Source organism: Pseudomonas syringae pv. cilantro, from assembly GCF_001293775.1.
GTDB classification, from domain to species: Bacteria; Pseudomonadota; Gammaproteobacteria; order Pseudomonadales; family Pseudomonadaceae; genus Aquipseudomonas; species Aquipseudomonas syringae_P.
In genome coordinates this window covers 54,292-78,930 of sequence record NZ_LGLN01000099.1, presented here as the reverse complement: position 1 = coordinate 78,930, position 24,639 = coordinate 54,292, and the positions used below count along the sequence as shown (strand labels likewise).

The window sequence follows — 24,639 nt, the reverse complement described above, 5'->3', positions numbered from 1 at the left end:
TATTAATGCCACAGCAGAGGATTAAAGCCAATGATTAATTAGATTAACTATTGTTAATGGATCCACTGGCTCATTTTTTGCGCGTGGCAATCCCGTTTGGCAGGAGTGCTTCGCGTAGCAGCGGTGCCAGTGCTTCGAGCAGGGTCTGCACCGAGCGCAGAGCGCGGCAATCAGGACGCGTCAGCAGCCAGAGGTCCGTGCGGCAGCCAACCAGTGGTTCACTGAGACGGACCACTCCCTCAAGCCCGCGAGCTGCGAAATCGGTCACGGCCGCTACGCCCAGTCCGGCGGCGACCAGCTGCGAGACAGCTGACATGCTGCTGCAGCGATAGCGCGGTACGACCGCCGGGAACGCTTGTTTGCGCCAGATCACCGAGGTGTGTTCCGGCATAGAGTCGTCAGGGCTGATCCATGGCACGGACGCGGGATTGTGCTCCAGCGCCTGGCGAAATTCAGGACGACCACAGATAACGTAGTCGGCGCTGCCCAGACAGCGGCCGATCAGGTGTTCGGGCGGTGTATTGGTCAGGCGCAAGGCGATGTCGGCATCGCGACGACTCAGGTTGGCAAAAGCATTGGAGGTGGCCAGTTCCAGCGTGATGGCAGGGTAGTGCGGCATGAATCGCGCCAGCGCCGGTAACAGTAGGCTGTGCAGTACCGCATCGGTACAGGTCAGGCGCACCGTGCCGCTGACCACTTGCTGACCTTGCTGCAAGGCCACACGCGCAGCGGCGAGTGCCAGTTCGGCGTGTTCAGCCTGCTCGGCCATCGCCTGGGCGGTGTCGGTGGGCATGTAACCGCGTCGGTTCTTTTCAAACAGCGCCGTGCCCAGCGCCGCTTCGAGGCGCCGTATCGAGCGAAATACGGTGGAGACATCGACCTGCAGCAGCTCGGCGGCGCGTGCCAGTGTGCGACCGCGTACCAGTGCCAATACCAGTGCTAGGTCGGCGTGACTGATTTCATATTGCATCGATGCACAGTTCCTTTGCCAGATTGCCTATGTAGATTGCGCTGACGACTATCCTAAACTGGTTTCAATCGCATCGGTTAGCAGCGTGTCTGCACACCATTGACCAGATTTTTTCCAGACAGGACCCAAGCATGTCGCGTCTCCCTTTGATCGGTGTCACCGCCTGCCGCCAGCAGCTAGGCAAGTATTCCTCCCACACCGCAGGCGACAAGTACGTCGAAGCCGCTGCGTTCGCAGGTGTGCCGGTGATTCTTCCGGCACTCACGGTGCCAAGTGAACCCGAGCAGCTGTTGGCGTCGCTCGACGGGCTGCTGTTTACGGGCTCGCCGTCCAACGTCGAGCCACGCCATTACGGCGGTACACCGAGCGCGGAGGGCACGGCGCATGACGTGTTTCGGGATCGCACCACGCTGTCGTTGCTCAGGGCTGCGATTGCGCAGGGCGTCCCGGTATTTTGCATATGCCGTGGTTTTCAGGAGCTGAACGTGGCTTTGGGTGGCAGCCTTCATCAGCGGGTGCAGGAATTGCCGGGCTATATGGACCATCGCGAGCCGCAAAGCGAGTCGCTGGCCGTGCAATATGCCCCGCAACACGCCGTTTCAGTGCAGGCGGGTGGTGTGCTGGAGGCGCTGGGTCTTGCGCCGGGCTTCGAGGTCAACAGCCTGCACAGCCAGGGCATCGACCGGCTGGCTTCCGATCTGCGTGCCGAAGCATTGGCACCGGACGGTCTGGTGGAAGCGGTTTCGCTGCCGGGTGCGCCCGGTTTCGTACTGGGCGTGCAGTGGCATCCGGAATGGGAATTCCTCGACAACCCGGTATCGCTGAGCTTGTTCACCGCGTTTCGTGAGGCCTGCCTGGCCTATGCCCGGCGCCCTCGGAGCTTGTGAAGCGATCATCTGCTGAGCGTTGCTGGCAAACGTGATTTAATATCCGCATCAAGGCTCCCGGCCAAGGGTCAAACCCTTGCCGGGAGCCTGCTCATTTCATCGGATACTTTTCGCATAAGGCCACTATGGATACGGGAGCACGACTGAAGCTGGTGCGTGAAAGCTATAAGCTGTCGCAACGCGAACTCGCCAGACGCAGTGGTGTGACCAATGCCACGATCTCCCTGATCGAACAGAATCGTGTGAGCCCTTCGATCAGTTCCCTCAAGAAACTGCTTGAGGGCATCCCCATGACACTGGCGGATTTTTTCACCTTCGACCAGCCGCCCCGCCTGGATCAATACGTTTTCCGCGCAGGCGATCAACCTGATCTGGGCCGCAATGGTGTGCGCCTGCTGTTGGTCGGTGCGACGCTGCCCAGTCGTCAGATGCGCTTTCTGCGCGAGCAGTACGCGCCGGGTGCCGATTCGGGTGAAGAACCGATTGTCCACAGTGAAGGCGAGGAGTGCGGGTTGGTGATCCGCGGCACTGTGGAATTGACCATCAATGGTCAGGTCAACATCCTTGGCCCCGGTGACGGTTACTATTTTCCGACCACGCTGCCGCATCGCTTCCGCAATATCGGCCAGGATGAGGCCGAAATTGTCAGTTCCAATACGCCTGCGAACTTTTAGGCCGCGTGATCGGTGTGCAACATTGCCTGTTTCATCCCTCCTTAGCCCGCCAAAGCCTTTTGCGCACAGCCTTGAGGGTTCATGCACTGCCAGCGCCAGGCATCGGTGAGCATTGAGTCCAGGTCATGACAGGCTCGCCAATCCAGCTCTCGCGAGGCTTTTTCCGGATTGGCCCAGCAGGCTGCGATGTCGCCCGGCCGCCGGGGCTCGAAGACCAGCGGCACGCTTTTTCCGGTGATACGTTCGAAGGCCCGCACCACTTCCAGCACCGAGTAGCCCTGGCCCGTGCCCAGGTTCCAGATGGACACGCCGCGTTGGTCGCGGATCCTGTTCAGGGCCTTCAGGTGACCTGCTGCCAGATCCAGCACATGGAGGTAATCGCGCACGCCCGTGCCGTCGCCAGTCGGATAGTCATTGCCGAAAACATGCAGGGCAGGGCGCTGCCGGTTGGCTACTTGCAGCAGAAACGGCAGCAGGTTGTTCGGCGTATTACGCGGTGACTCGCCCAGCAGCCCGGTCGGATGGGCGCCAATCGGATTGAAGTAGCGCAGCAGGCCAATCGCCCAGCGCGGGTCTGAGCGGGCCAGGCTCTTCATGACATGCTCGGCCATCTGTTTGGAGTGCCCGTAGGGGTTGGTCGGCAGACCCAGAGGGCTGTCTTCGTCGAGCGGCATCCGTTCAAACTCGCCGTAAACGGTTGCGGAGGAGCTGAACAGCAAGTCGAACACACCTGCTTCGGCCATCGTCTGGCACAGGGTGACGCTGCCGCTCACGTTGGTGTCGAAATAGCGCAGCGGCTCCCGGACGCTTTCACCGACCGCCTTGAGCCCGGCACAGTGCACCACCGCATTGATCGGGTAGTGGGCGAACAGCCTGTGCAATGTGGCCTTGCTGCGAATATCACCGTGGATGAAATCGAAATGCCGCCCGCTGATTTTCTCCACCCGCTCAAGCGTCTCTCGTGAGCTGTTGCAAAGGTTGTCGAGCACCAGCACGTCGCTGCCGTCTTCGAGCAGCTCCAGCACAATATGAGCGCCAATGTAGCCCGCACCGCCGGTCACCAGAATCATGATTGTCGTTCCTTTGATTTTCGCCATCTCGGAAGGAGACGGGCTAATGGCTCCCTGTCGCGTTTTCTGGAAAACAGGCGACATGGGTGCATTGCTTGCGAAAATCAGAACCAGATGACCTGTTGCAGGGACCAAAAAGCATTCGCTTGAGAATAGGGGCATTTTCGATCGGGCGAGTTCAACGATTGTTCTCAACGGCACAGACCCTTCATCGGAACCCTTGAACGGCACGCCTTGAAAGACCCTCGATAGTTCTGCGAGCTTTGAAATTCGTCTATTTCGTACATGACGGACGCTGCCGCTCTTTACTCATGAATGCAGTCGAAGCTCAGCCATCGATGGCGCCCTTCAGTTTCATCCAGGACTTTTTATAGAAGGGAAACTCCATGAACGGTCTACAAACGATAAATTCTGATGCATCGACTGCAACGAGAGCCGAGACTGCGATCCGCCCATTGCTTTTGTGTCTTTCTCATCTCCGGTGGGGATTTGTCTACCAGCGGCCCCAGCACATTATGTCGCGGCTGGCAAAAGACTACGACGTACTGTTTTTCGAGGAGCCGGTGTTGTCGGATTCACCTGACATCTGGCTGGAGCAGTCGCAGCAAGCCTCCGGCGTCAGCGTGCGGGTCCCTCATTTACCCCGGAACCTCCCGCCTGAGGCTTTCAATGCGGCCCAGCGCAGGCTGATCGACGAGATGCTCGGAGAACGTCGGTTCAGTGAGTTGATGCTCTGGTTCTTCACGCCGATGAGCCTGGCGTTCACTGATCATCTCGCTGCGCAGGTGACGATTTACGACTGCATGGACGAGCTGTCGGCCTTCAAAGGTGCGCCGCCGGAACTGGTGGGGCGGGAGCGTGAGCTGATGAAGCGTGCGGATGTGGTGTTTACCGGTGGTATCAGTCTCTGGGAGGTCAAGCGGTTGCAACACGTGAACGCGCACGCCATGCCCAGCAGCGTCGACATCGGGCACTTCGCTACGGCACGTCAGGGTCTGAGCGAACCGCTCGACCAGCAGCACATTCCCCATCCACGTCTTGGTTTCTTCGGTGTTATCGACGAGCGCTTCGACATCGAGCTGATTCGCGAACTGGCTGAGTCACAGCCGCTATGGCATATCGTGCTGGTCGGTCCGGTGGTCAAGATTGACACGCAAAGCTTGCCGCAACTGGCCAATATTCACTATCTGGGCGGTAGGCGCTATGAACAATTACCCGCTTATCTGTCTGGCTGGGACGTGGCATTGATGCCATTTGCCCTGAATGAATCGACCCGCTTCATCAGCCCTACCAAAACCCCGGAATACCTGGCGGGCGGTTGCCCGGTGGTCTCGACACCGATTACTGACGTGGTCAGGAGCTATGGCGCTTGCGGTGCAGTCCGTATCGCCGATGATGCGCGAGGGTTTGCAGTGGCCATCAACGATGCGCTGGGGCAAAAAGGCACTGCTCGGTTCCTGCGTGAGGTCGACGCGGCGCTGGCTGGTATGTCGTGGGACGGCACCTGCGCCGCGATGAAAGCGCAAATCAGCCTGGTGGCTGTGCAGGAGCAGATCCAATGCCTCGGATAACGCTTGAATCAGCGTCTCAGAAAGACGCGCGCTATGACTTTTTGATCGTCGGCGCAGGTTTTGCCGGCAGCGTGCTGGCCGAACGGCTGGCGGCAGGTCTGGGCAAACGCGTGCTGCTGATTGATCGACGCCCGCATATCGGCGGCAATGCCTACGATCAATTGGACAGTGCTGGCGTGATGGTTCATCAGTATGGACCGCACATCTTCCATACCAATGCCGAGCGCATTGTCGAGTACCTATCGCGGTTTACGGAATGGCGCAATTACGAGCACCGGGTGTTGGCCAGGGTGGACGGTCAATTGGTGCCCATCCCGATCAACCTCGATACGCTCAACAGCCTGTACGGCTTGCAGATGAACGAGCAGGAAGCCGAAGCCTTTCTTGCCAGCCGTGCCGAGCCGGTGGAAACGATACGCACGTCGGAAGATGTCGTGATCAACCAGGTTGGCCGCGAGTTGTATGAAAAGTTTTTCCGTGGCTATACCCGCAAGCAATGGGGGCTTGATCCCTCTCAGCTGGATAAGTCAGTCACGTCGAGAGTGCCGACCCGGACCACCACCGATAGCCGATATTTCACCGATACTTTTCAGAAAATGCCGCTGCACGGTTACACCCGCATGTTCGAACGGATGCTGGATCACGAACTTATCGATGTGCTGACGGGCGTCGACTTTGCTCAGGTTCGCGATGCAGTGAACTACCGGCATCTGGTGTATTGCGGGCCTATCGACGAGTACTTCGAGCACCGTTACGGAAAGCTGCCCTATCGGTCATTGCGTTTCGAGCACAAAACGGTTGATCAGGAGCAGTTTCAATCGGTTGCGGTGGTCAATTATCCGGACGAAGCGACGCTGTATACGCGCATTACGGAATATAAGCACCTGACCGGGCAGCAACATGCCCGGACCAGCCTGACCTATGAGTTTCCGAGTGCCGAGGGCGACCCGTATTATCCCATCCCCCGGCAGGAAAACACCGAGTTGTACAAGCGCTACAAGGCGCTGGCCGACGAGTCTGATGAGGTGACGTTTCTCGGGCGGCTTGGCACGTACAAGTACTACAACATGGATCAGGTGGTGGGGCAGGCTTTGGCACTCTATCAACGTTTGGTGGATGCTCAGACAGTTACCTTGTCCGAGCCAGCGCCGGGCGAGTCTGCCGAACAGACTGTGCGGGGTTGAGCATGCCTCGCGTGTTCAACAGTTTTGTAATGGGCGGCTTCGAATGCGCCAGTCATCGCCGTCGTGACGGCTTACGACTGGATCTGCTGCAGTCCACCGCGCATGACCGCTGGGCCGGCGAGGACTATGCGGCCATGACGGCTTGCGGAGTACGCACCGTCCGTGACGGGCTGCGCTGGCATCTGATAGAAACGTCGCCTTACCACTACGACTGGCGCAGTTTTTTACCCATGTTGCGCGCTGCGCGGCGTCAAGGCACACAAGTGATCTGGGACCTGTGCCATTACGGCCTTCCTGATGACATCGACATCTGGAGGCCGCAGTTCGTGGAGCGCTTCGCGCACTTTGCTGCAGCGGTCGCTCAGCTGATCAAGGACGAAGGAGAGACAGCGCCGTTTTATTCGCCGATCAACGAAATCTCGTTCTGGAGCTGGGCCGGTGGTGAGGTTGCGTACTTCAACCCGTGCGCGACGAATCGCGCGATGGAGCTCAAACAGCAACTGGTGCGGGCCAGTATCGCCGCAATTGAAGCCATCCGCGAGGTCGAGCCCAATGCGCGCTTCATCCAGGCCGAGCCGCTGATTCATGTGGTAGCGGCCAGTCGCCGTGGCAGTGACATAGAGGCTGCGGAAAGTTATCGGCGGGCACAGTTCGAAGCCTGGGATCTCTTGTCCGGACGACTCTGGCCCGGGTTGGGAGGGCAACCGGATTACCTCGATGTGCTCGGGGTCAACTTCTATCCACATAACCAATGGGTGCTCAATGGCGAACGCTTGACGCCTGATGACTCTGAGTACCGACCTTTTCGGGGCATGCTCAAGGAACTGTCGACGCGCTACGGCAAACCGTTGTTGATTTCCGAGACAGGCGCCGAGGGCGATCGACGTTCACCCTGGTTGAGGTACGTCAGTGAAGAAGTCAGAAAAGCCATGATCAATGGCGTGCCGATAGAGGGCATGTGCTGGTATCCGATACTGGACTACCCCGGCTGGGACGATAACCGCCATTGCCCGGCCGGCTTGCTGGGCTATGCGGACAGCCAGGGGCAGCGTGCTGTGTTTCAGTTGTTGCAGGATGATTTGAACAGCAGTGCGGAACTGTTTGGTGCGCTTATCCTTCCAGACTGACCCTTCCAAATGGATAGCTAAATTCTATGCAAACGGGTTGTCCTGACCTGTATTTCCTGCCTAATGAATATATATTTGGGTTTTATCAGATAATTCAGAACCCTTTTGAGGGGCATCAGTCCTAGCTTCAAGAGCAGTGGCTCTGATCTACCCAACATTCGTGGAGTTTCTGGTGTGTCGGAAAATAAAGCCCGTGTCGATAATGATGCAACGGGGAACATTCAGCATCAGAGCCGGGATATTTTCTTCGCGGCGGTAGAAACGACGCGCATGCCGATGATCGTGACCGACCCCAATCGTCCGGATAACCCCATTATTTTTTCCAACCGTGCCTTTCTGGAAATGACCGGTTATTCGTCGGAAGAAATCATCGGTACAAACTGCCGTTTCCTGCAGGGCCCGGAAACCGATCAGTCAGTGGTGCAATCTCTTCGTGATGCGATTCGGGAACGCACGGACATCTCCGCAGAGATCCTCAATTACCGTAAGGATGGTTCGTCGTTCTGGAACGCGTTGTTTATTTCTCCGGTGTATAACGACGCGGGGAGTCTGATCTACTTTTTTGCCTCGCAGTTGGACATTAGCCGCCGCAAAGACGCCGAGGAAGCATTGCGCCAAGCTCAAAAGATGGAAGCTTTGGGGCAGCTCACCGGAGGCATCGCTCACGACTTCAATAATCTGCTTCAGGTCATGGGCGGTTATATCGATCTGATTGGCAGTGCCGCAGAGAAACCGAGTATTGATGTGCAGCGTGTCCAGCGCAGCGTTCATCACGCCAAATCTGCGGTGGAGCGCGCCAGCACCTTGACCAAGCAACTGCTGGCTTTCGCTCGCAAACAAAAGCTGCAGGGCAGGGTGTTGAACCTCAACGGTCTGGTTTCGACGACCGAATCATTGCTCGAACGCACGTTCGGGCCGGAAGTCATGATCGAGACCGACCTTGAGCCAGCGCTCAAGAACTGCCGTATCGATCCGACCCAGGCGGAAGTTGCGCTGCTGAATATCTTCATCAACGCCCGTGATGCTCTGATTGGCAGACCCAACCCCAAGGTATGCATCGAGACGCGCAATCTGGTGGTGAATGAACTGATCAATATGTCTTATGACGGCTTGCTGCCGGGACGCTATGTCAGCATTGCGGTGACCGACAACGGTATCGGCATGCCCGCCAGCATTCGTGATCGGGTCATGGACCCGTTCTTCACCACCAAGGAAGAGGGCAAAGGCTCCGGGCTGGGCCTGTCTATGGTGTACGGCTTCGCCAAGCAGTCAGGTGGTGCCGCGCGTATTTACACTGAAGAAGGTGTCGGGACGACGCTGCGTCTGTATTTTCCGGTCGATGAAGCCGGGTTGACCCATACCGAGTCGCCGCAGGCAACAGAAAGGCATCGCGCTAGCAGCGAACGCATTCTTATTGTGGAAGATCGCGCCGATGTTGCCGAGCTGGCAAAGATGGTGCTGGATGACTACGGCTATGTGTCCGATATCGTGCTGAATGCGCGTGAGGCGCTGAAGAAGTTCGAGTCTGGCAGCCATTACGACTTGCTGTTTACCGACTTGATCATGCCTGGCGGGATGAACGGAGTGATGCTGGCCCGTGAAGTCAAACGCCGGTATCCGAAGGTGAAGGTGCTGCTGACCACCGGTTATGCAGAAAGCTCGATTGAACGAACCGATCTTGGAGGCTCGGAGTTCGAAGTGATCTCCAAACCCTGCATGCCCCACGATCTCGCCCGAAAAGTTCGCCAGGTACTCGACGGGCCGAACGGTATCGCCTGACGATTGTCCTTCGCTTGACTGACCCGCTATCAAACAGCCCGGGTTGCATGCGACACAGGCGGTATTTTTTAATACTGATTAACGGTCGATTCAGCATGAGCGGATGGGTATGTCCGTTCAAGTGCAGTTGATATCAACGGACAACGGACAACTCTCAGTGGCGATACATTTGAACTGCGGGGCACCCGATTTTCGGTCGGGTCTGGAACATCAGTGAAACGTTACGTTCCGTTAACAGAAAACTTTATCGAGCTTTTTTAAACGGTCGAAAAAAAGTGAATAAAAGTTTTAAACTTCTTGAGTGGTACTCGGGTCATTGAACTGTACGCCAAACAATTTCGCGTTCACTGCCAATGACCCAAAGGACTATTATTATGATTCGCGACGACCGTATCGCCCCAGGTGCCCCCGTGTACCAAGAAACTCATGCAATGGCTCCGCTGCTTAAACGAATTTCCTGGAGTGCGATTCTGGCCGGTGTGGTACTGGCCATGGTTGTTTCGCTTTTATTGAATCTGTTGGGTACTGCCATCGGTAGCGCCAGCATCGATCCGATGCAGGAAGCCAATCCACTGTCCGGCATCGGCACCGGTGCAGGTATCTGGGTAGTGGTCAGCTCAGTGATCTCACTGTTTGTCGGTGGCTGGGCTGCCGGTCGTCTGGCTCAACGCGAAGGCGCTTTTCATGGTCTGCTGGTATGGGCATCAGTGTCACTGATCACTGTTTATCTGGTTTCCAGCGCAGTGACGGGTGTCGTTCGCGGTGGTCTTGACCTGGCCGGCAGCGGAATGTCGGCATTGGGTAGCGGTATTGCTCAAGTCGCTCCGGCAGTGGGCAGCAAGATTCAGGACCAATTGCGCGCTCAAGGCATCGACTTCAATCTGGATGACATCCAGGGCGAAATCGAAACCGCCATGCGTCAGACCGGCAAGCCTGAACTGAACCCGGACAACGTCAAGCAAGAAGCGCAAGCCACTCAGCAGGACGCCCAGAACACTGCCAAGCAAAGCGCGCAGAACCCTCAGCAAGCAGACGAGCAGTTGGGCGGCCTGATGGATCGCATCAAAGCCAAAGGCGACCAGGCTTGGGACGCTGCTGACCGTCAGGCGCTGGTCAATCTGATCAAGGCACGTGGCAACAAGACTGACGCTGAAGCCAACCAGATCGTTGACCAGGCTCAAGCCAGCTATCGTCAGGCCTATGCCAAGTATCAGGAACTGAAAGCCCAGGCTGAACAGAAAGCACGTGAAGCGGCTGAAGTTACCGCAAAACGTGTTTCGCAAGGTGCCTGGATTCTGCTGATCACGCTGGTGATTTCGGGTCTGGTCGCTGCAGGTGCCGGTGTACTGGGTCGTCGCACTCAGCCGCCAGCCAAGGTTGTTGCTGCTGTGTGATGTCATGCAATAAGCACTGAAGCACCGGACGGGGAGCGTTGATCGCTCCCCGTTTTTATTCGTGATGCAGTTGGTTGATGACGCGCAGTTGATAACGATGCAGTCGATATATGTTGATTGAGGTTACCTATCTGCAAATTTTCAATCTTCCACCACCTCACCAGCCTGTTCTACGGTTTGCTTGATAAAAGAGCGCTCAAAGAGCAAACGTTCTGCCAAAGCGCTACCTGGAATATCGCTGATGTCGACGGTGGCCCCGGTGTCATCGGTATGGGTAACTCTGATTCGCTTCCCGGATAAAACGTCGTCTGCCGACCCACCTTGTCGCAACGGGGCGTCATTCATGCCATCTATGCCTGATGGCGTTGTATCCACGAGCGTGTTGGAGACGTTAGCGCTACTAAATCGAGCAATCCTGACAATGACACCATGGACAAAGTTACTGTCGTGAGGCCAATTTTCAAAGCCTGGTGAAGGTCGACGAAATTCCAGCGTGAGATAACTGCCATCGCTACGAAACAGTCGCAACCCTTTGACCACCGCGGGATGAGCCTCTCTGAACAGGGGCGCAATTTTATAGGTGCCATTTTTTATCACTTCAGGGAATTGTTCATCGCTGAGCCAGCCTGCGTAGTACAGATAAGGAATGGGGTAAAGGCGCGACCCTCCGCCATTCAGGGTGTCCGACGGGTCGCGGGTGTTAGTGACTGCGCACCCACTGCTACCGATCTGCACGATTTCCCGATTATTGTAAGGGCAACGCTCCAACGAGGTCGCATGAGGTCCGCCGAGACTATGACCGAATTCATGTTGCCACATCCACGGCTTGTGGCCCGAACCATTACCCATGGCCCACGTGCCCGGTCTCGCGGCAAGGCCAGTCCAGCTGCATGTAGTAGGGGGTATTTCAACCGCTACATAATGGTAATTATTTGCGTCAAATCCTTTTTCGCGTGCGAGGGCTATCGCTCTATTCCTCAGGTCACTTGCCGGACAATCTGACGGCCTTGGTCCTAGGTCAAGACCTGTAACCGCATCGCCTGTGAAAGCCAGTTTGTTATCGGCGGATGAATGGACCGCGTCGACGAAAGAGTAGTGATCACCCGGTGTGCCAAAAAAGCCCCGTTTGACTCCCTCGAAATCAGTAAATGGTTTGTTAGTGTATTGGGTATGCAACAGGAGAATTTTCCTGTTACCTACGACAGGCCGTTTGGGTATGTTATGTACCGCCAATTCAAGGTTCCACGTCACTGCATTCGACCGTGACTCCGTCACCATCTGGACAGTGTTACCTGAAAAGCCCAGGACCTTGTTCTCACCTTCAAGGTCGTTGCGATATTTGTTGGCCAGTATCAAACCTTGTATGGACGGAACGAAGTTCCTGCTGTAGCTCCAGGAACGTTCCGAGGTATACCCGGTGCCTTGACAATTGATAATTTTGCTATTGGGCCCAAGACACTTTTCAGCATCCCTGTCAAACAGCGCGCGGTTGTTTAACTTTTCATATCCCGGCGCGATCAGGGACATTCGCCAGTCTTGTCCGGCCACACTTTTGCACGGAGAAAACTCGACATTGACTTCATCAGCAGACAAAGCGAGACAAGTTTCCTGTCCTTTTTCAACGTTCCTGATGTACCCATAACGCTTGGCGATACTCCAGCTTGCCGAGTCTTGTTCTTTGCTGCCAAATATCAACTGCGCGTTTGCATTACTTTGTAGATAGTTGGCCTTTCCCAGATCACTGATATATGTGTTCGACAGCAGACTAGGATTGTTGCCGTTCCTGCTCCACAGTCGCTTGGACTGGTTATCATTACTGTCAGCGCTGGCGCACGTCGCCATTTTGACGCTGCTTAAACCCGCAGCAAGTAGGCACATGTCTTGCTGTGATATGGCTAATAATTTGTTTTTTACATGCAGTCTTGTTCCTGTGGGTGTAAAAATCCATTGCTGACTGTCCTTCCCAAGGCACTTTTGCAGTACTACGCTCGTCATGTCACCCGCCAACGATAAGCATGCATCGGTACCACTCACTGTGCTGATGATTTCTTCGTAAAGAGGTTGAGTAATTGTCCATTTTGACAAAGGCGCCTCTGCCGTGCCAAATACCAGATGCTTGCTTCCGCTACGTTGTAAATAGTTATCGAGCCCTAAATCTTTAATGTATTTGTTTGACAACAAGCTGTCACCGTCCCTGCTCCACAGTCGCTTGGACTGATAGTCGTTAGTGCCAGCGCTGGCACAGGTTGCCATGCCGACACTGCTTCGATTCGGGGCAAACAAACACATGGCCTGCGCCGATCCGCCCAATGCCTTGTTTTTTATATAAAGCATGGACCCCGATGACGCAAAAATCCATTGCTGATGATCGGTGTTAATACATTTCAGCAGTGATACAGAACTTAAATCACTGTCAAGCGTTAAACAGACCTGCTCACCTTGCGCGGTACTGATAATCTTCTCATAAGGGTTCATCTCTGCAGAGAAGGCGTTTGAATGGAATGAACCCAGGAAAAACACGTACGTGAATGCCGGTATTGTTTTCATAACTCTCCCTGTTGCCTGGTGTTGGCGCATCCCTTGCGCCGTCTGTATTTTGCTGGCTTTAAAACTATTCCTGAAATAAAAGTTCGCGGTTAACACAGGATTGACCAACACGACCAGGGCATGACTGGGCATGACCTGCGCCAGGTTGGCTTATCTATGAGATTAGTAGACCTGCCAAGAGATTTATTTCGCCCGATTACCGGTCGCATCCGAGATGTCGGACGCGTCCTTGGCCACGGGGATCTACGCCAGGTCAGGCGTTTTTGCGGAATTGTGAACCTTGAAGACTGGAAGCAGCTGGCGCAACTGAACAAGCGTTGAACGGCTGTCTGGTATGCCGGCGGTTAACAATTCTTCAACAATTGGCGACGTATACTTTTGCCTGACCGACTCGCTTTTTTGCTTGCTCTGCCTCAACCCGGTACCCCCTTGATGACTTCTCGTGTGCTTTCACCGTTGCTGTTGTTGCTGGGTGCCTTATTGTTTTTCCTCGCGCTGGGTAATCATCAACTGCAAAACTCGACGGAGCCACGTGTAGCGGGCATCGCCATGGAAATGCACCTGAGTGACAACTGGGTAACGCCAAAGCTGAACGACCAACCCTTTCTGGAAAAACCGCCGCTGAGTGTCTGGCTGGACGCGGCGGCTATTCGTGTATTCGGCGCTACGCCGTGGGCGGTAAGACTGGCTTCCGCAGTTGCCGGGTTGTTCAGCGTGTTGTTGCTGTACAGGATGTTGCGACTGCTGGGTCGGCCCGCATCACTTGCTTGGCTTGCCGCCTTCATGCTCGCCACGCAGGCCAGTTTCTGGAGCAACTCGCGGCAGGTGGGCGAGGATGCTCTGTTGGCGCTAGGTGTCAGCACTGCATTGCTGGCGTTTTTTTATGCCAGTGCCGGACACAAGGGCGGGCCGAGGATCGGCGTGTGGCTGCTGTTTTCGCTTGGCATCGCAATCTCCACACTCAGTAAGGGGGTGCTGGGGCTGGCCATGCCTGGCGTGGTGATTTTCGCCTGGCTTGTCTGGGACTCTGTGCAGCACAGGCGTCTGGTCATTGCCGACTGGCTGCGTCCGGCAATGTTTACTGCCCTGGCGCTGCTACCGTTGTGTGCCTGGCTTTATCTGCTGTACGGGCAGGGCGGAACTCAGTCGCTGAAAGACGTACTCTGGACCAATAGCGTAGGCCGGTTCAGTGGCTCTTTCGAGGAAGCGGGTCATTACGAACCGTTCTACTATTATCTGGCAAAACTGCCCGAAGCATTTTTGCCCTGGAATATCCTGGTGTACCTGGGGCTGTGGCATTTCCGTAAGCAACTGGTCGCCAATCGATACCTGTTGTTTTTCAGTCTGTGGCTGGTCGTTCAGTTTTTGCTGCTGACTCTCGCCTCCAGCAAGCGCGTGGTTTACTTGATGTCGCTGGCGCCTGCCGCTGCTGTGATTGCGGCAGAATACGCGTTCGTACTGGGCGAGAAGTTACGGGCAGGTTCTACGTTGGCCGGGCTTATCACGAAAAATCGCAGAGTACTGAGCGTCGCAGGTGTGTCGCTGATCGTGATCTGTTACCTGAGCGCAGCGCTGTGGCTGGTGCCGCGAGCGGATAGACAGTATTCGTTCGTGCCGTTGACTGACAAAACCCGCGCCCTGCAGGTTCAAGGGCGTCACATCGCGCTGTTCCGGCCCACTGAACGGTTGGCGGGAGCCAGCGTGTTCTATGGCCAGAGCGTGCTGGACGCGGTGATGTCCAGCGCTGATCTGAACGCGTATCTCGATCGCTCAGTCGATAACGTCGCCATTCTGGAAAACCTGTCAGCCGTCGCGCCGCCGTTGCGGGTCGTCGACCAGGTGAAAGTTGGCGAACGCACCTATTATTTCGTCAGCCGCTGACGAAGACGAGAACAATGTGCTCTGAGCTGCCCGCCAAAAGCAGCATCAGGCACGCAGGGCAAAAGCTTAGAGATGCTGGACGCCGGCTACGGGTTGGAAAGCAATCCACTGTTTCTGCGGAATCGGCAAATCACAGGATTCACCCCGGCCGATGGGAAAGTAGTGAAAACCGCGGTTCGCGAGCCGTTCGGTGTCATACAGGTTTCGACCGTCGAAGATGACCGCTGCGTTCAGGCGCTGTTGGATCAGCTCGAAATCTGGAGCCTTGAACTGCTGCCACTCGGTGCAGATGATCAACGCATCGGCCTCATCGAGCGCCGATTCCGGCGTGCCCATCAGAATCAGATCCTTGCGTTGGCCGTAAATACGCTGGGTTTCCTGCATCGCTTCAGGGTCAAATGCCCTGACCGTGGCACCTGCCTGCCAGAGTGCCTCCATTAGCACCCGGCTGGGCGCATCGCGCATGTCATCGGTGTTCGGCTTGAACGCCAGGCCCCATAATGCGAAGGTCTTGCCGCGCAGATCGCCCTGGTAGAAGGCATTGACCCGCTCGAACAGTTTGCTCTTCTGCCGTTCGTTGATGGCCTCGACCACCGACAGCAGGTCGTTGGAGCAGTTGGCTTCTTTCGCGCTGTGGATCAGCGCGCGGATGTCCTTGCCAAAACAAGAGCCGCCGTAGCCGCAACCGGGGTAGATGAAATCGTAGCCGATGCGTGAGTCGGCTCCTATTCCCAGCCTGACGGATTCGACGTCCGCGCCGAGGTGTTCCGCCAGTTCGGCGATCTGGTTGATGAAGCTGATCTTGGTCGCCAGCATGCAGTTGGCGGCGTACTTGGTCAGCTCGGCGCTGCGCAGGTCCATGAACATGATGCGGTCATGGTTGCGGTTGAACGGCGCATACAGTTCGCGCATGACTTTCTGCACCGCCTCGTTTTCGCAGCCTATGACGATCCGGTCCGGACGCCGGCAGTCATTGACCGCCGAACCCTCTTTGAGAAATTCCGGGTTGGACACGATATCGAACTGCAGCAGACGACCGGCCTGGCGCAGGGCCTTGTCAATGTGTGCGCGCAGGGCGTCGCCGCTGCCGACCGGTACAGTGGACTTTTCGACGATGATCAGCGGTTCGCGGCGATGCCTCGCAATCGCATCGCCAACCGCATAGAAACCGCTCAAATCAGCCGATCCATCAGCTCGGGAGGGCGTGCCGACGGCGATGAACAGCACTTCGGCGTGTTCCACGGCGGCGTGTTCGTCGCTGGTGAAGTGCAGGCGTTCGTGATCCAGGTTTTCACGCACCAGGTTCGCCAACCCCGGTTCGTAAATGTGCACCTGGCCCTGACGCAGTTGCTCGATCTTGACCGGATCAATGTCCATGCAGACCACGTCATGGCCCACCTCGGCAAGCACGGTTGCTTGTACCAGGCCTACATATCCGCTACCGAAAACGCTGATTTTCATGGGAAACATCCTGAAGTTGGGGGCCCGGGTTGCGCCGTAGATTGATAATCAAGACACCTGCCACGATCAGCGTGACACCGACAGTTTTCGATACCGTGAACGTCTCGTGGAAAAATGGCAGGAGGGCGGCCAGTGCATACACCAGCGCATAGCTGAGACTGAGCAGCGAATAGGCACGGCTCAGCGACAGGTCGCGTAGCGCCAGCAGCCAGGCGAACATGGAAAGTGCATAGGCGATCATCGAGGCTCCAATCACCGCGACGGCGCTGGCATCGATCTGGCTCCAGGTCTGCATATCGAGCCACTGGCCGGGCGAGGGCAGGCGGCTCATGCCCCAACGCATGCCCAGTTGTGCCGAACTGACCAACGCTACGCTGGCCATCGCCCTGAGCATGCCTTGGCGACGGCTCACGGCTGATACCCCAGCAGAAAGACGCCAATAATGATCAGCGCTATCCCTGACCAGTGCCGCGCGTCTGCGGGCTCGCTGAAAAGAAAGTGCCCCACCAGAGTGATCAGCACGAAGTTGATGCCCAGCATCGGGTAAGCAATGCCGACGTCCATTCGCTGCAAGACCACCAGCCAGCTCAGCAGACCCAATGCCAGGCAAGTTACGGCCAGCCACAACCAGGCGGAGCGAAGGGCTATGAGCACGCCCGCGCCTTTGCAGCGTTCTACCGTGTATTTCTGGGCAATCTGCCCCAGGCAGGTGAGCAGGCACGTGGCTGCAAGCAGCAACCAGGTCATGGCGCTGACTGCCCGTAGATGAGAATGACCAGATTGCCTTCGTCGTAGCGCTTGCCGTCGTTGGGCAATGACTCAAGCTCGCGTAGCTCGTCATCACTTTTGCCACGCATGATCACGCCGACCTGACCTTTACGTCGAGCCCTGGTCATCCACTCGCCTATACCCTGAAGGCGGACTTCTCGATTTTCCACGTCGGGATAACCCAGCCCGCACTCAAGTTCGCCCCAGGTATTGAAAAACGTGATATCCGGCCGCTTCAGTCGCCACGCCAGCGCCGAGGCCGCACCCAGGTCGTTGCTCAGCAGAGACGTGCTTTCTGCCAACTCCGCCTGATGCCTGGCGATAAATGGATCGGGTGTTTTGTTGTACACCACGGCATTGGGCAACGCCGTCGGCAGCAGTGCGATCAGCAACCCGCTACCGGCAGCGGGCAATGTCCAGAGAGTCAAGGGTCGTGCGACCTGGAGGGCGTTGGCGAGAACCCATCCGCCAAGTAGTGTGATTGCCAGTAACAGATGCAGCGGTTCATCTTCATACACGGGGTGTTTCGATTGCACATACAGCAACGTTGCCAGCCCGACGACAGCGGCAGCCACGTTGAACAGCCCGTTCGCACGCAGTGCGTTAACGCGTCGATGCTCAAGACGCTGGACCAGTACATCGGCCATCAACAGCGCCAGCGGCAACAGACAGGGCAGCAGATAGGTTGGCAGTTTGCCCGTGCTCAGGCTCAGAAACGCCAGCGGCACCAGCAGCCACAGCGTCAGAAAGGCTGTATCGGTTCGGTGTTTTTGAAGCCATGCCTGATGGAATGTGGCTGGCAGCAACAGCGCCCACGGCACGCTGGCTGCGATCAGCAGCGGCGCATAGAACCACCAGGGTTCGGCGTGCTGGGCGTTCTCCGCGACGAAGCGATGGACATGCTCATGCCAGAAAAAATAGCGCCAGTAGTCGGGCTCCTGGACATGCACCGCCAGTGCCCAGGGCAGGCTGACTGCGACGGCGATGACCACCGCGAGCGGGCCGAACCGGAATAACTCAGCCAGGCGTCGTTGCCAGATCATGTAGGGCACAACAACGATTACCGGCAGCACCCAAGCGAGAAAACCCTTGGTCAAAAATCCCATGCCGCAGGCCACGCCGATCAAGGCCCATGCGGTCAAGCGCGCTCGACCGACACAGTGAATGGCATGCCAGAACGCGACTAGCGTCAGGTTGGTCCACAGCGTGAACTGCGGATCAAGGTTGCTGTAACCCGCCTGGCCGGCCACAAAAGCAAAACTCATGAACAACAGCGCGCTGGCAAAGCTCTTGCGCGGGTCGTTCCACATTTTTTCGGCCAGCCAGTAGGCGAGTGCGACGCTCAAGCCGGTGCTTAGCGCCGAGGCGATACGTACACCGAACAGGTTCTCCCCGAAAACCGCCTGCCCCAGGGCGATGAACCAGTAGCCGGCAGCCGGTTTTTCGAAGTAGCGCAGGCCCATGAAGTGAGGCACGACCCAATCGCCACTGTGGAGGATTTCCTGACTGATCTGTGCATAGCGGGTTTCATCGGGAATCCACAGGCCATGAAAACCGAGCGGTACAAGGCAGGCGAGGGTAAAGGCCAGTAACAACAGCGCTATCTGACGCGTTCTGCTGCCGTTCATCGCTGCACGCCCAGCCAGCCCTCGCGACCGGCGATGGTGCCACGAATAATCTGTCCGGCAGGCAGTTGCTCGATGGATTCAGGCAGCAAATTGCCCAACGGATTGAAATGAATACCTCGGGCATTGGCCTGCTCTAACAACCGCCTGAACGCGTCGGCCATGACGATGCCTTCGACCTCGGCATGGATGGTGTAGATATTGAGGTTCTGCGCAGCGAAACGCGTCAGGATGAAGTCGGTGAAAGCTTCCGCCCTGAGGTGTGGCCCGGTGACTTCGTCGAAGGTTGGCAGATCCACCGGAATCTGCGGCGTGCCCAAGCTGCCATCTGCCAGTAGCGGCCGGAACAGCGAAGTGCCTCGACAGTCACTGTTGTAACGCAGGTTGAAAGGCTGTTTGGCGCGCACGACATGCTCATCGGCGCGCCAGCCTGCAGCAGCGGAGCAGGTGACCGGGCCATCCAGAATAGTGCTCAGGCAGTCCAGACCGAGGCGTAGCTGTTCGCTCAGCTGTGCGTCGTTCCAGCGCCCGGCGTTGGCTTGCCAGCGGTAATGATCCCAGGCATGCAGCCCGATCTCGTGCCCGGCATCGCGTGCTCGGCGTATCAGTGGCCCCAGATCACGACCAATCGGCTTGCCTGGCCAGGCAGTGCCCGCCAGCAAAATGTCCCAGCCATACAAACTGGCCGCGCGCGACCTGAGCATCTTCCAGAAAAACCGGGGGCGCGCGAGGCGCCATAGATGACGGCCCATGTTGTCGGGGCCGACGCTGAAAAAGAAAGTCGCCTTGACCTGCGCTTCGTCGAGCATGTCCAACAACCTTGGCACGCCGTCCCGGGTGCCGCGATAGGTGTCGACATCGATTCTCAGGCCCGCATGCATCAGCACTGGTCCGCTTTTTCAGCCATGGCTTCCCGGAGGAAGAAATCCAGCGTTTTGCCGATGGTTTCGCTCAGCGCAATGCCCGGGGCCCAGCCAATCAACTGACGCGCATTATCGATGCCTGGTTTGCGGTGGCTGACGTCCTGATAGCCCTTGCCGTAGAACGACTGACTTTCGACGTCACGAAAGCCGGCAAAGGGAGGGAAGTTGTTGCGCAGCGGATGGGCTTCGAACTGACGCAGCAACTCCTCACCCAATTGGCGAATGCTGGCTTCATTGTCCGGATTTCCGATGTTGATAATCTGGCCATTGCAGCGCCCATCGCGATTTTCAATGATTCGCGCCAGTGCCTCGATACCGTCGGCTACATCGGTGAAACAGCGCTTTTGGGCACCGCCGTCCACCAGTCGAATCGGTGTGCCTTCTACCAGATGCAGAATCAATTGGGTGATCGCCCGGGAACTGCCGATGCGTGCAGAATCCAGCCGGTCCAGACGCGGGCCCATCCAGTTGAACGGCCGAAACAGGGTGAATTGCAGGCCTTTCTGCCCATACGCCCAGATCACGCGGTCCAGCAACTGCTTGGAAACCGAATAGATCCAGCGCTGTTTGTTGATCGGGCCGACCACCAGGTTCGAAGTGTCTTCGTTAAAGCTTGCGTCCTGGCACATGCCATACACTTCGGACGTCGACGGGAAGATCACGCGCTTGTTGTATTTAACGCAGTAGCGAACGATTTTCAGGTTCTCTTCAAAATCCAGCTCGAATACGCGAAGGGGATTGCGGGTGTATTCAATGGGTGTCGCGATCGCCACCAGCGGCAGAACCACGTCGCATTTCTTGATGTGGTATTCGATCCACTCGGTATGGATGCTGATGTCGCCTTCGATGAAGTGAAAGTTCGGCTTGGCGCGCAAGCGCTCTATGGCGTCCGAGCCGATATCCATACCGTAGATTTCGTAACGGTCGTCCTGCAACAGCCGTTCCGACAAATGATTGCCGATGAAGCCGTTGACGCCCAGGATCAACACACGCGTACGCCGAACCGGGCGCTGCTTCTTCGCGTCGCGCAACTGTGAACCTTGTACCAGGCCGAACTCGCGGGCCAGTTGCGTGCCGCTGAGGTACAAGCCTTCATCGCCGCGTTGTCCGGCACGGATGATCAGCGCACCTTCACCACACGCGATGCGTAAAGGGTTGTGGCTGATGACCGTGCCCGGCGCGACACCGTTATTTGACGGCTCGACACGGGCGGCCCAGATGAGCAGCTTGTGTTCGCCCACCGGGCAAAACGCGCCGGGGTAGGGCTGTGTGACCGCGCGAATCAGGTCGTACAGGCGAGCCGCCGGAAGTGACCAGTCGATCAAGCCGTCAGCCGGAGTGCGGCGGCCGAAACAGGTTGCCAGAGACTCGTCCTGAGGCGTGCCTGAAAGCTGATCCCGAGCGAGTAAAGGCAAGGCGTCCGAAAGCAGCGCGATGGCGGCTTCACGCAACTTGCCGTGAAGCGTCAAGGCAGTGTCAGTGGCGCTGATCGAGATTCGTTGCTGAGCGAAAACGGGACCCGCGTCGGCGCATTTGACCATCTTGTGCAAGGTCACGCCGGTTTCGGTTTCACCGTTGACCAGCACCCAGTTGACCGGTGCCCGACCGCGATAGCGCGGCAACAGCGAGCCATGCAGATTGAACGCGCCTCTTTTTGCGCAGGCCAGTAGGGGTTCACTTAGAAGCGCGCGGTAATAGAAGGAAAAGATGAAGTCCGGGGCCAGTTTACTGACACGATCTATCCACAGCGGGTGGTTGGGGTCTTCGGGTGCATGCACTGGAATATCATGCCGGGCACACAGTTGCGCCACCGAGCCAAAGAAGGTTTTTTCCTCTGGGTCGTCGACATGCGTGATTACCGCGGCGATTTCGTAATCCGCGTCCAGCAATGCTTGCAGACCGACGCAACCAATATCGTGATAAGCAAAAACGACCACTTTAGTGCTCATGGCGCAACCCTGTTCATATGGGGAGTTACAACGCTGTCGGTGGCAGTCACGGACGAACTGCGCACGACTTTCTCGATGAAAAAACGCGGACGCGCACGGACATCGCTGTACATCCGGCCGAGGTATTCGCCCAGCAAACCCATGCCGATGAATTGCCCGCCAGTGAAGACAAACAGCACGGCGAACAGCACGAAGGTGCCGTCACCGGCCCAGGTTGCCCCGAACATCAGCCGCAGGACGATCAGCAAGACGGCAAACAAGCCACCCAGGAGCGCCATGCTGAAACCGATAATGCTCAGCAAGCGCAGAGGCGTGGTGGTCATGCAGGTGATCAGGTCAAACATTAGATTGACTAGCCGCATCGGGCTGTATTTAGAGTCGCCGTGCTCACGTTCTGCATGCTCGACCAACACTTCGGTCGTATGCCGCGCGAAGCTGTTGGCTAGAATCGGAATGAAAGTGCTGCGCTCCCGGCAGGCCAGCATCGCGTCGACGATCGTTCGGCGGTAGGCCCTGAGCATGCAGCCGTAATCGTTCATGGCCACGCCGGTAGAGCGCTGCACGGCCAGATTGATGAGTTTCGATGGCCAGCGCCGCCAGGCGGAGTCCTGCCGATTGCTGCGCACAGTGCCGACAACGTCATATCCTTGCTCGGCAAGCGCTACCAGACGGGGAATTTCCTCGGGAGGATTTTGCAGGTCAGCGTCGAGGGTGATCACCACGTCACCGCTGCATTGCTCGAACCCGGCCATGATCGCGGCGTGCTGGCCGTAGTTGCGGTTCAGGATCACCGCAACAAAAGGGCTGCCGCTCCGCTCGGCTGCGTGCTGCAGAATCTCCGCCGAGTCGTCACGGCTGCCGTCATCCACCAGGACGATTTCGTGCGCGTAACTCAGTTGTGCGCAAGCCGCTTCGGTCCGTCGCAGCAGCTCCGGCAAACTGTGCTGCTCGTTGTAGACCGGAATGACGACCGACACACAGTTGATTGGGTAAGGTTTCACTGGCGGGTTTCCAGAATGGATTCAATGGCACTGACCACCCGCTCGACGTCGTCGAGGGTCATGTCGGGGAACAGCGGAATGGAGCAAAGCCGCGACGAATTCCATTCGGTATCAAGTAAACGAACATCCGGAAATCGCTTGCGGTAGTAGCTGTGCAGGTGCGTTGCTATGAAATGGATGCCGGTGCCGATGTTTCGCCCCTGCAAGGCTTTCATGAACGCATCACGATCCAGCCCGCAGCGCTCGGAATCAATGCGCAAAATGAACAAGTGCCAGGCGTGTTGTTGCGCGTAACGGGGCAGGGCGAGGGGCAGAACAGCGCTCTCGGCGAGACGCTGAAGGTAATGTCGGGCAAGCATCTGGCGTTTGGCGTTGAATGCATCCAGACGTTGCAACTGCACCCGGGCAATACTGGCATTGAGATCTGCCAGGTTGTATTTGAAGCCAGGCTCGACAACTTCAGCCTGAGGTTTTCTGCCCAGTGTCAGGCGGTCGTACGCATCGACACCCAAACCGTGAAATTTCAGCTGCCGAACGCGATCTGCCAATTGTGGGTCGTGGGTTACCAACATTGCGCCTTCGGCACAAGTCATGTTCTTGATCGCGTGAAACGAGAAAATTGCCGTGCCATGGCTGCCGATCGGACGGCCCTTGTAAGCGGTGCCGATGGCGTGTGCGGCGTCCTCAATCACCGCAATTCCGTATCGCTCGGCCAGCGTATAAAGCGGATCAAGATCAAACGCCGCGCCCGCGTAATGAACCGGAACGATAGCTTTGGTACGCGGGGTTATGGCGTGTTCGATCTGCGCTGCGCTGGTCATCAGTGTGTCGCGGTCGACATCGACAAATACAGGCGTGGCGCCCAGCAGACAGATCATGTTTGCCGTCGAGACCCAGGTTTGCGACGGCGTAATCACCTCATCACCGGGGCCGATACCGAGCGCAAGCAGCGCGACATGCATCGCTCCGGTGGCCGAAGACAGCGCAACAGCATGCCGGGCACCCACCCGTTCAGCGAATTGTTCTTCCAGTTTCTGACATTCAGGCCCGGTGGTGATCCAGCCGGAGCGCAGCACGCGAGTGACCGCGGCAATTTCTTCATCGCCCATGGAAGGGCGTGAAAAAGCCAGAAAAGCTTCGCTCATGTCGGTAGGTCCCGTTTTGTTTTCATGCCGGGATATATAAAGAGCGCATATCCCTGAATAACAGCTGTCTGTGTTTTCAAATTCATGAATGCCGAGAAGATCGCGACAACGTTCAAGGCGCTCAAGGTAATGAGCTGAATATAAAAAATATGTTCAGATAACGTTGCTTTCGTGTGTCGTTTCTTCGCCTGAACTCATAGGGCAGGGTGAGCAATAGAGTTATGACAATACGGGTGTCGCGCCAGGTAATATTTTCAATAGGGCGGTGTCATTTCATCTGACTCATCATCGATAGACAGCATAGGTTCAGGTTTGGCGTGCTAAGCCCACACGCTTAAAGCGTGAGAGGTTATTGGCGCCGAGCGGGCGTATAACAAGCGTAGGGCTGTTCGTAGTTCTAAGAGGATTGGCGCTGATGAGGATAAAGCGAATAAGTGTTTACCCTGTGAAGGTTACGCCATGACGGGCATGTGTAGATGTCCAACGGAGTAAAATGCAGAATCCAGGAGGTTTGATATTAACTCAACTAAATGTCTCTTTAGTTGAGTTATGTATGTGTGTCTAAAAAAATAGATAGCAGGGGGCAGACCCTGCCAACGATAGCATTGCTTGCGGACCGACAAAACAGCGATCAGTTGCGCCTCAAGTTTTTCGAGAAACGACTATGAGTAGGCCCAACGGTA

The 24,639-nt window shown here is 56.8% G+C and carries 19 protein-coding genes; 8 read left to right on the top strand and 11 right to left on the bottom strand.

Translation table 11 applies throughout. From position 1 onward, the window contains the following. Nucleotides 1–70: 70 nt before the first annotated feature. Nucleotides 71–970: a LysR family transcriptional regulator gene (locus ABJ99_RS25855; RefSeq protein ID WP_054088208.1), complete on the bottom strand. Its 900-nt coding sequence runs from the start codon at nt 968–970 to the stop codon at nt 71–73. Nucleotides 971–1,101: 131 nt separating this feature from the next. On the opposite strand from ABJ99_RS25855, the gene ABJ99_RS25850 reads away from it, so the two are divergent. After that, the gene (locus ABJ99_RS25850; protein WP_054088207.1) at nt 1,102–1,857 is read left to right on the top strand and encodes a gamma-glutamyl-gamma-aminobutyrate hydrolase family protein; all 756 of its coding nucleotides are present in this window, start codon (nt 1,102–1,104) and stop codon (nt 1,855–1,857) included. A 125-nt stretch (nt 1,858–1,982) separates the two neighbouring features. Further along, the gene (locus ABJ99_RS25845) at nt 1,983–2,531 is read left to right on the top strand and encodes a cupin domain-containing protein (RefSeq protein ID WP_054088206.1); all 549 of its coding nucleotides are present in this window, start codon (nt 1,983–1,985) and stop codon (nt 2,529–2,531) included. Between the two features lie 41 nt (nt 2,532–2,572). On the opposite strand, the gene galE is transcribed toward ABJ99_RS25845, so the two are convergent. Then, a complete protein-coding gene (gene galE, locus ABJ99_RS25840) occupies nt 2,573–3,601 on the bottom strand; it encodes a UDP-glucose 4-epimerase GalE (RefSeq protein WP_054088205.1) in 1,029 nt (342 codons plus the stop codon). A 386-nt stretch (nt 3,602–3,987) separates the two neighbouring features. On the opposite strand from galE, the gene ABJ99_RS25835 reads away from it, so the two are divergent. The 5 genes from ABJ99_RS25835 (at nt 3,988) to ABJ99_RS25815 (ending at nt 10,656) form a co-directional block, all read left to right on the top strand. Then, a complete protein-coding gene (locus ABJ99_RS25835) occupies nt 3,988–5,172 on the top strand; it encodes a glycosyltransferase family 1 protein (protein ID WP_054088204.1) in 1,185 nt (394 codons plus the stop codon). After that, entirely contained in the window at nt 5,160–6,356 is a 1,197-nt protein-coding gene (glf, locus tag ABJ99_RS25830) for a UDP-galactopyranose mutase (protein ID WP_054088203.1), read from the top strand. Before ABJ99_RS25835 ends, glf begins: the two co-directional genes overlap by 13 nt. A 2-nt stretch (nt 6,357–6,358) precedes the next feature. Then, the gene (locus ABJ99_RS25825; protein ID WP_054088202.1) at nt 6,359–7,483 is read left to right on the top strand and encodes a glycoside hydrolase family 1 protein; all 1,125 of its coding nucleotides are present in this window, start codon (nt 6,359–6,361) and stop codon (nt 7,481–7,483) included. Between the two features lie 174 nt (nt 7,484–7,657). After that, nucleotides 7,658–9,262 carry a hybrid sensor histidine kinase/response regulator gene (locus tag ABJ99_RS25820; RefSeq protein WP_054088201.1) on the top strand — a complete coding sequence of 535 codons (1,605 nt, stop codon included), beginning with the start codon at nt 7,658–7,660 and terminating at the stop codon, nt 9,260–9,262. A 374-nt stretch (nt 9,263–9,636) separates the two neighbouring features. Further along, on the top strand, nt 9,637–10,656 hold the full coding sequence (locus tag ABJ99_RS25815; protein ID WP_054088200.1) for a hypothetical protein: 1,020 nt from the start codon (nt 9,637–9,639) through the stop codon (nt 10,654–10,656). Between the two features lie 141 nt (nt 10,657–10,797). On the opposite strand, the gene ABJ99_RS25810 is transcribed toward ABJ99_RS25815, so the two are convergent. Further along, entirely contained in the window at nt 10,798–13,203 is a 2,406-nt protein-coding gene (locus tag ABJ99_RS25810; RefSeq protein ID WP_054088285.1) for a lectin, read from the bottom strand. A 432-nt stretch (nt 13,204–13,635) separates the two neighbouring features. On the opposite strand from ABJ99_RS25810, the gene ABJ99_RS25805 reads away from it, so the two are divergent. Beyond that, the gene (locus ABJ99_RS25805) at nt 13,636–15,084 is read left to right on the top strand and encodes an ArnT family glycosyltransferase (protein WP_054088199.1); all 1,449 of its coding nucleotides are present in this window, start codon (nt 13,636–13,638) and stop codon (nt 15,082–15,084) included. Nucleotides 15,085–15,150: 66 nt separating this feature from the next. Here the strand turns inward: ABJ99_RS25805 and ABJ99_RS25800 are convergent, their stop codons facing one another. Genes ABJ99_RS25800 through arnB form a run of 8 tightly spaced genes read right to left on the bottom strand, consistent with a single transcriptional unit; the run spans nt 15,151 to nt 23,956 of the window. After that, on the bottom strand, nt 15,151–16,545 hold the full coding sequence (locus ABJ99_RS25800) for a UDP-glucose dehydrogenase family protein (RefSeq protein WP_054088198.1): 1,395 nt from the start codon (nt 16,543–16,545) through the stop codon (nt 15,151–15,153). Next, nucleotides 16,523–16,927: a 4-amino-4-deoxy-L-arabinose-phosphoundecaprenol flippase subunit ArnF gene (arnF, locus tag ABJ99_RS25795; RefSeq protein ID WP_054088197.1), complete on the bottom strand. Its 405-nt coding sequence runs from the start codon at nt 16,925–16,927 to the stop codon at nt 16,523–16,525. Before arnF ends, ABJ99_RS25800 begins: the two co-directional genes overlap by 23 nt. 26 nt (nt 16,928–16,953) lie before the next feature. After that, nucleotides 16,954–17,292: an SMR family transporter gene (locus ABJ99_RS25790; RefSeq protein ID WP_054088196.1), complete on the bottom strand. Its 339-nt coding sequence runs from the start codon at nt 17,290–17,292 to the stop codon at nt 16,954–16,956. After that, on the bottom strand, nt 17,289–18,941 hold the full coding sequence (arnT, locus tag ABJ99_RS25785) for a lipid IV(A) 4-amino-4-deoxy-L-arabinosyltransferase (RefSeq protein ID WP_054088195.1): 1,653 nt from the start codon (nt 18,939–18,941) through the stop codon (nt 17,289–17,291). The genes ABJ99_RS25790 and arnT overlap by 4 nt, the downstream gene beginning before the upstream one ends. Next, entirely contained in the window at nt 18,938–19,819 is an 882-nt protein-coding gene (gene arnD, locus ABJ99_RS25780) for a 4-deoxy-4-formamido-L-arabinose-phosphoundecaprenol deformylase (protein ID WP_054088284.1), read from the bottom strand. The genes arnT and arnD overlap by 4 nt, the downstream gene beginning before the upstream one ends. Then, complete coding sequence (gene arnA, locus ABJ99_RS25775) at nt 19,819–21,810, bottom strand: bifunctional UDP-4-amino-4-deoxy-L-arabinose formyltransferase/UDP-glucuronic acid oxidase ArnA (RefSeq protein WP_054088194.1); 1,992 nt, start codon at nt 21,808–21,810, stop codon at nt 19,819–19,821. The genes arnD and arnA overlap by 1 nt, the downstream gene beginning before the upstream one ends. Beyond that, on the bottom strand, nt 21,807–22,811 hold the full coding sequence (gene arnC, locus ABJ99_RS25770; RefSeq protein WP_054088193.1) for an undecaprenyl-phosphate 4-deoxy-4-formamido-L-arabinose transferase: 1,005 nt from the start codon (nt 22,809–22,811) through the stop codon (nt 21,807–21,809). The genes arnA and arnC overlap by 4 nt, the downstream gene beginning before the upstream one ends. After that, nucleotides 22,808–23,956, bottom strand: a complete 1,149-nt coding sequence (gene arnB, locus ABJ99_RS25765; protein WP_054088192.1) for a UDP-4-amino-4-deoxy-L-arabinose aminotransferase — start codon at nt 23,954–23,956, stop codon at nt 22,808–22,810. Before arnB ends, arnC begins: the two co-directional genes overlap by 4 nt. Nucleotides 23,957–24,639 lie beyond the last annotated feature (683 nt).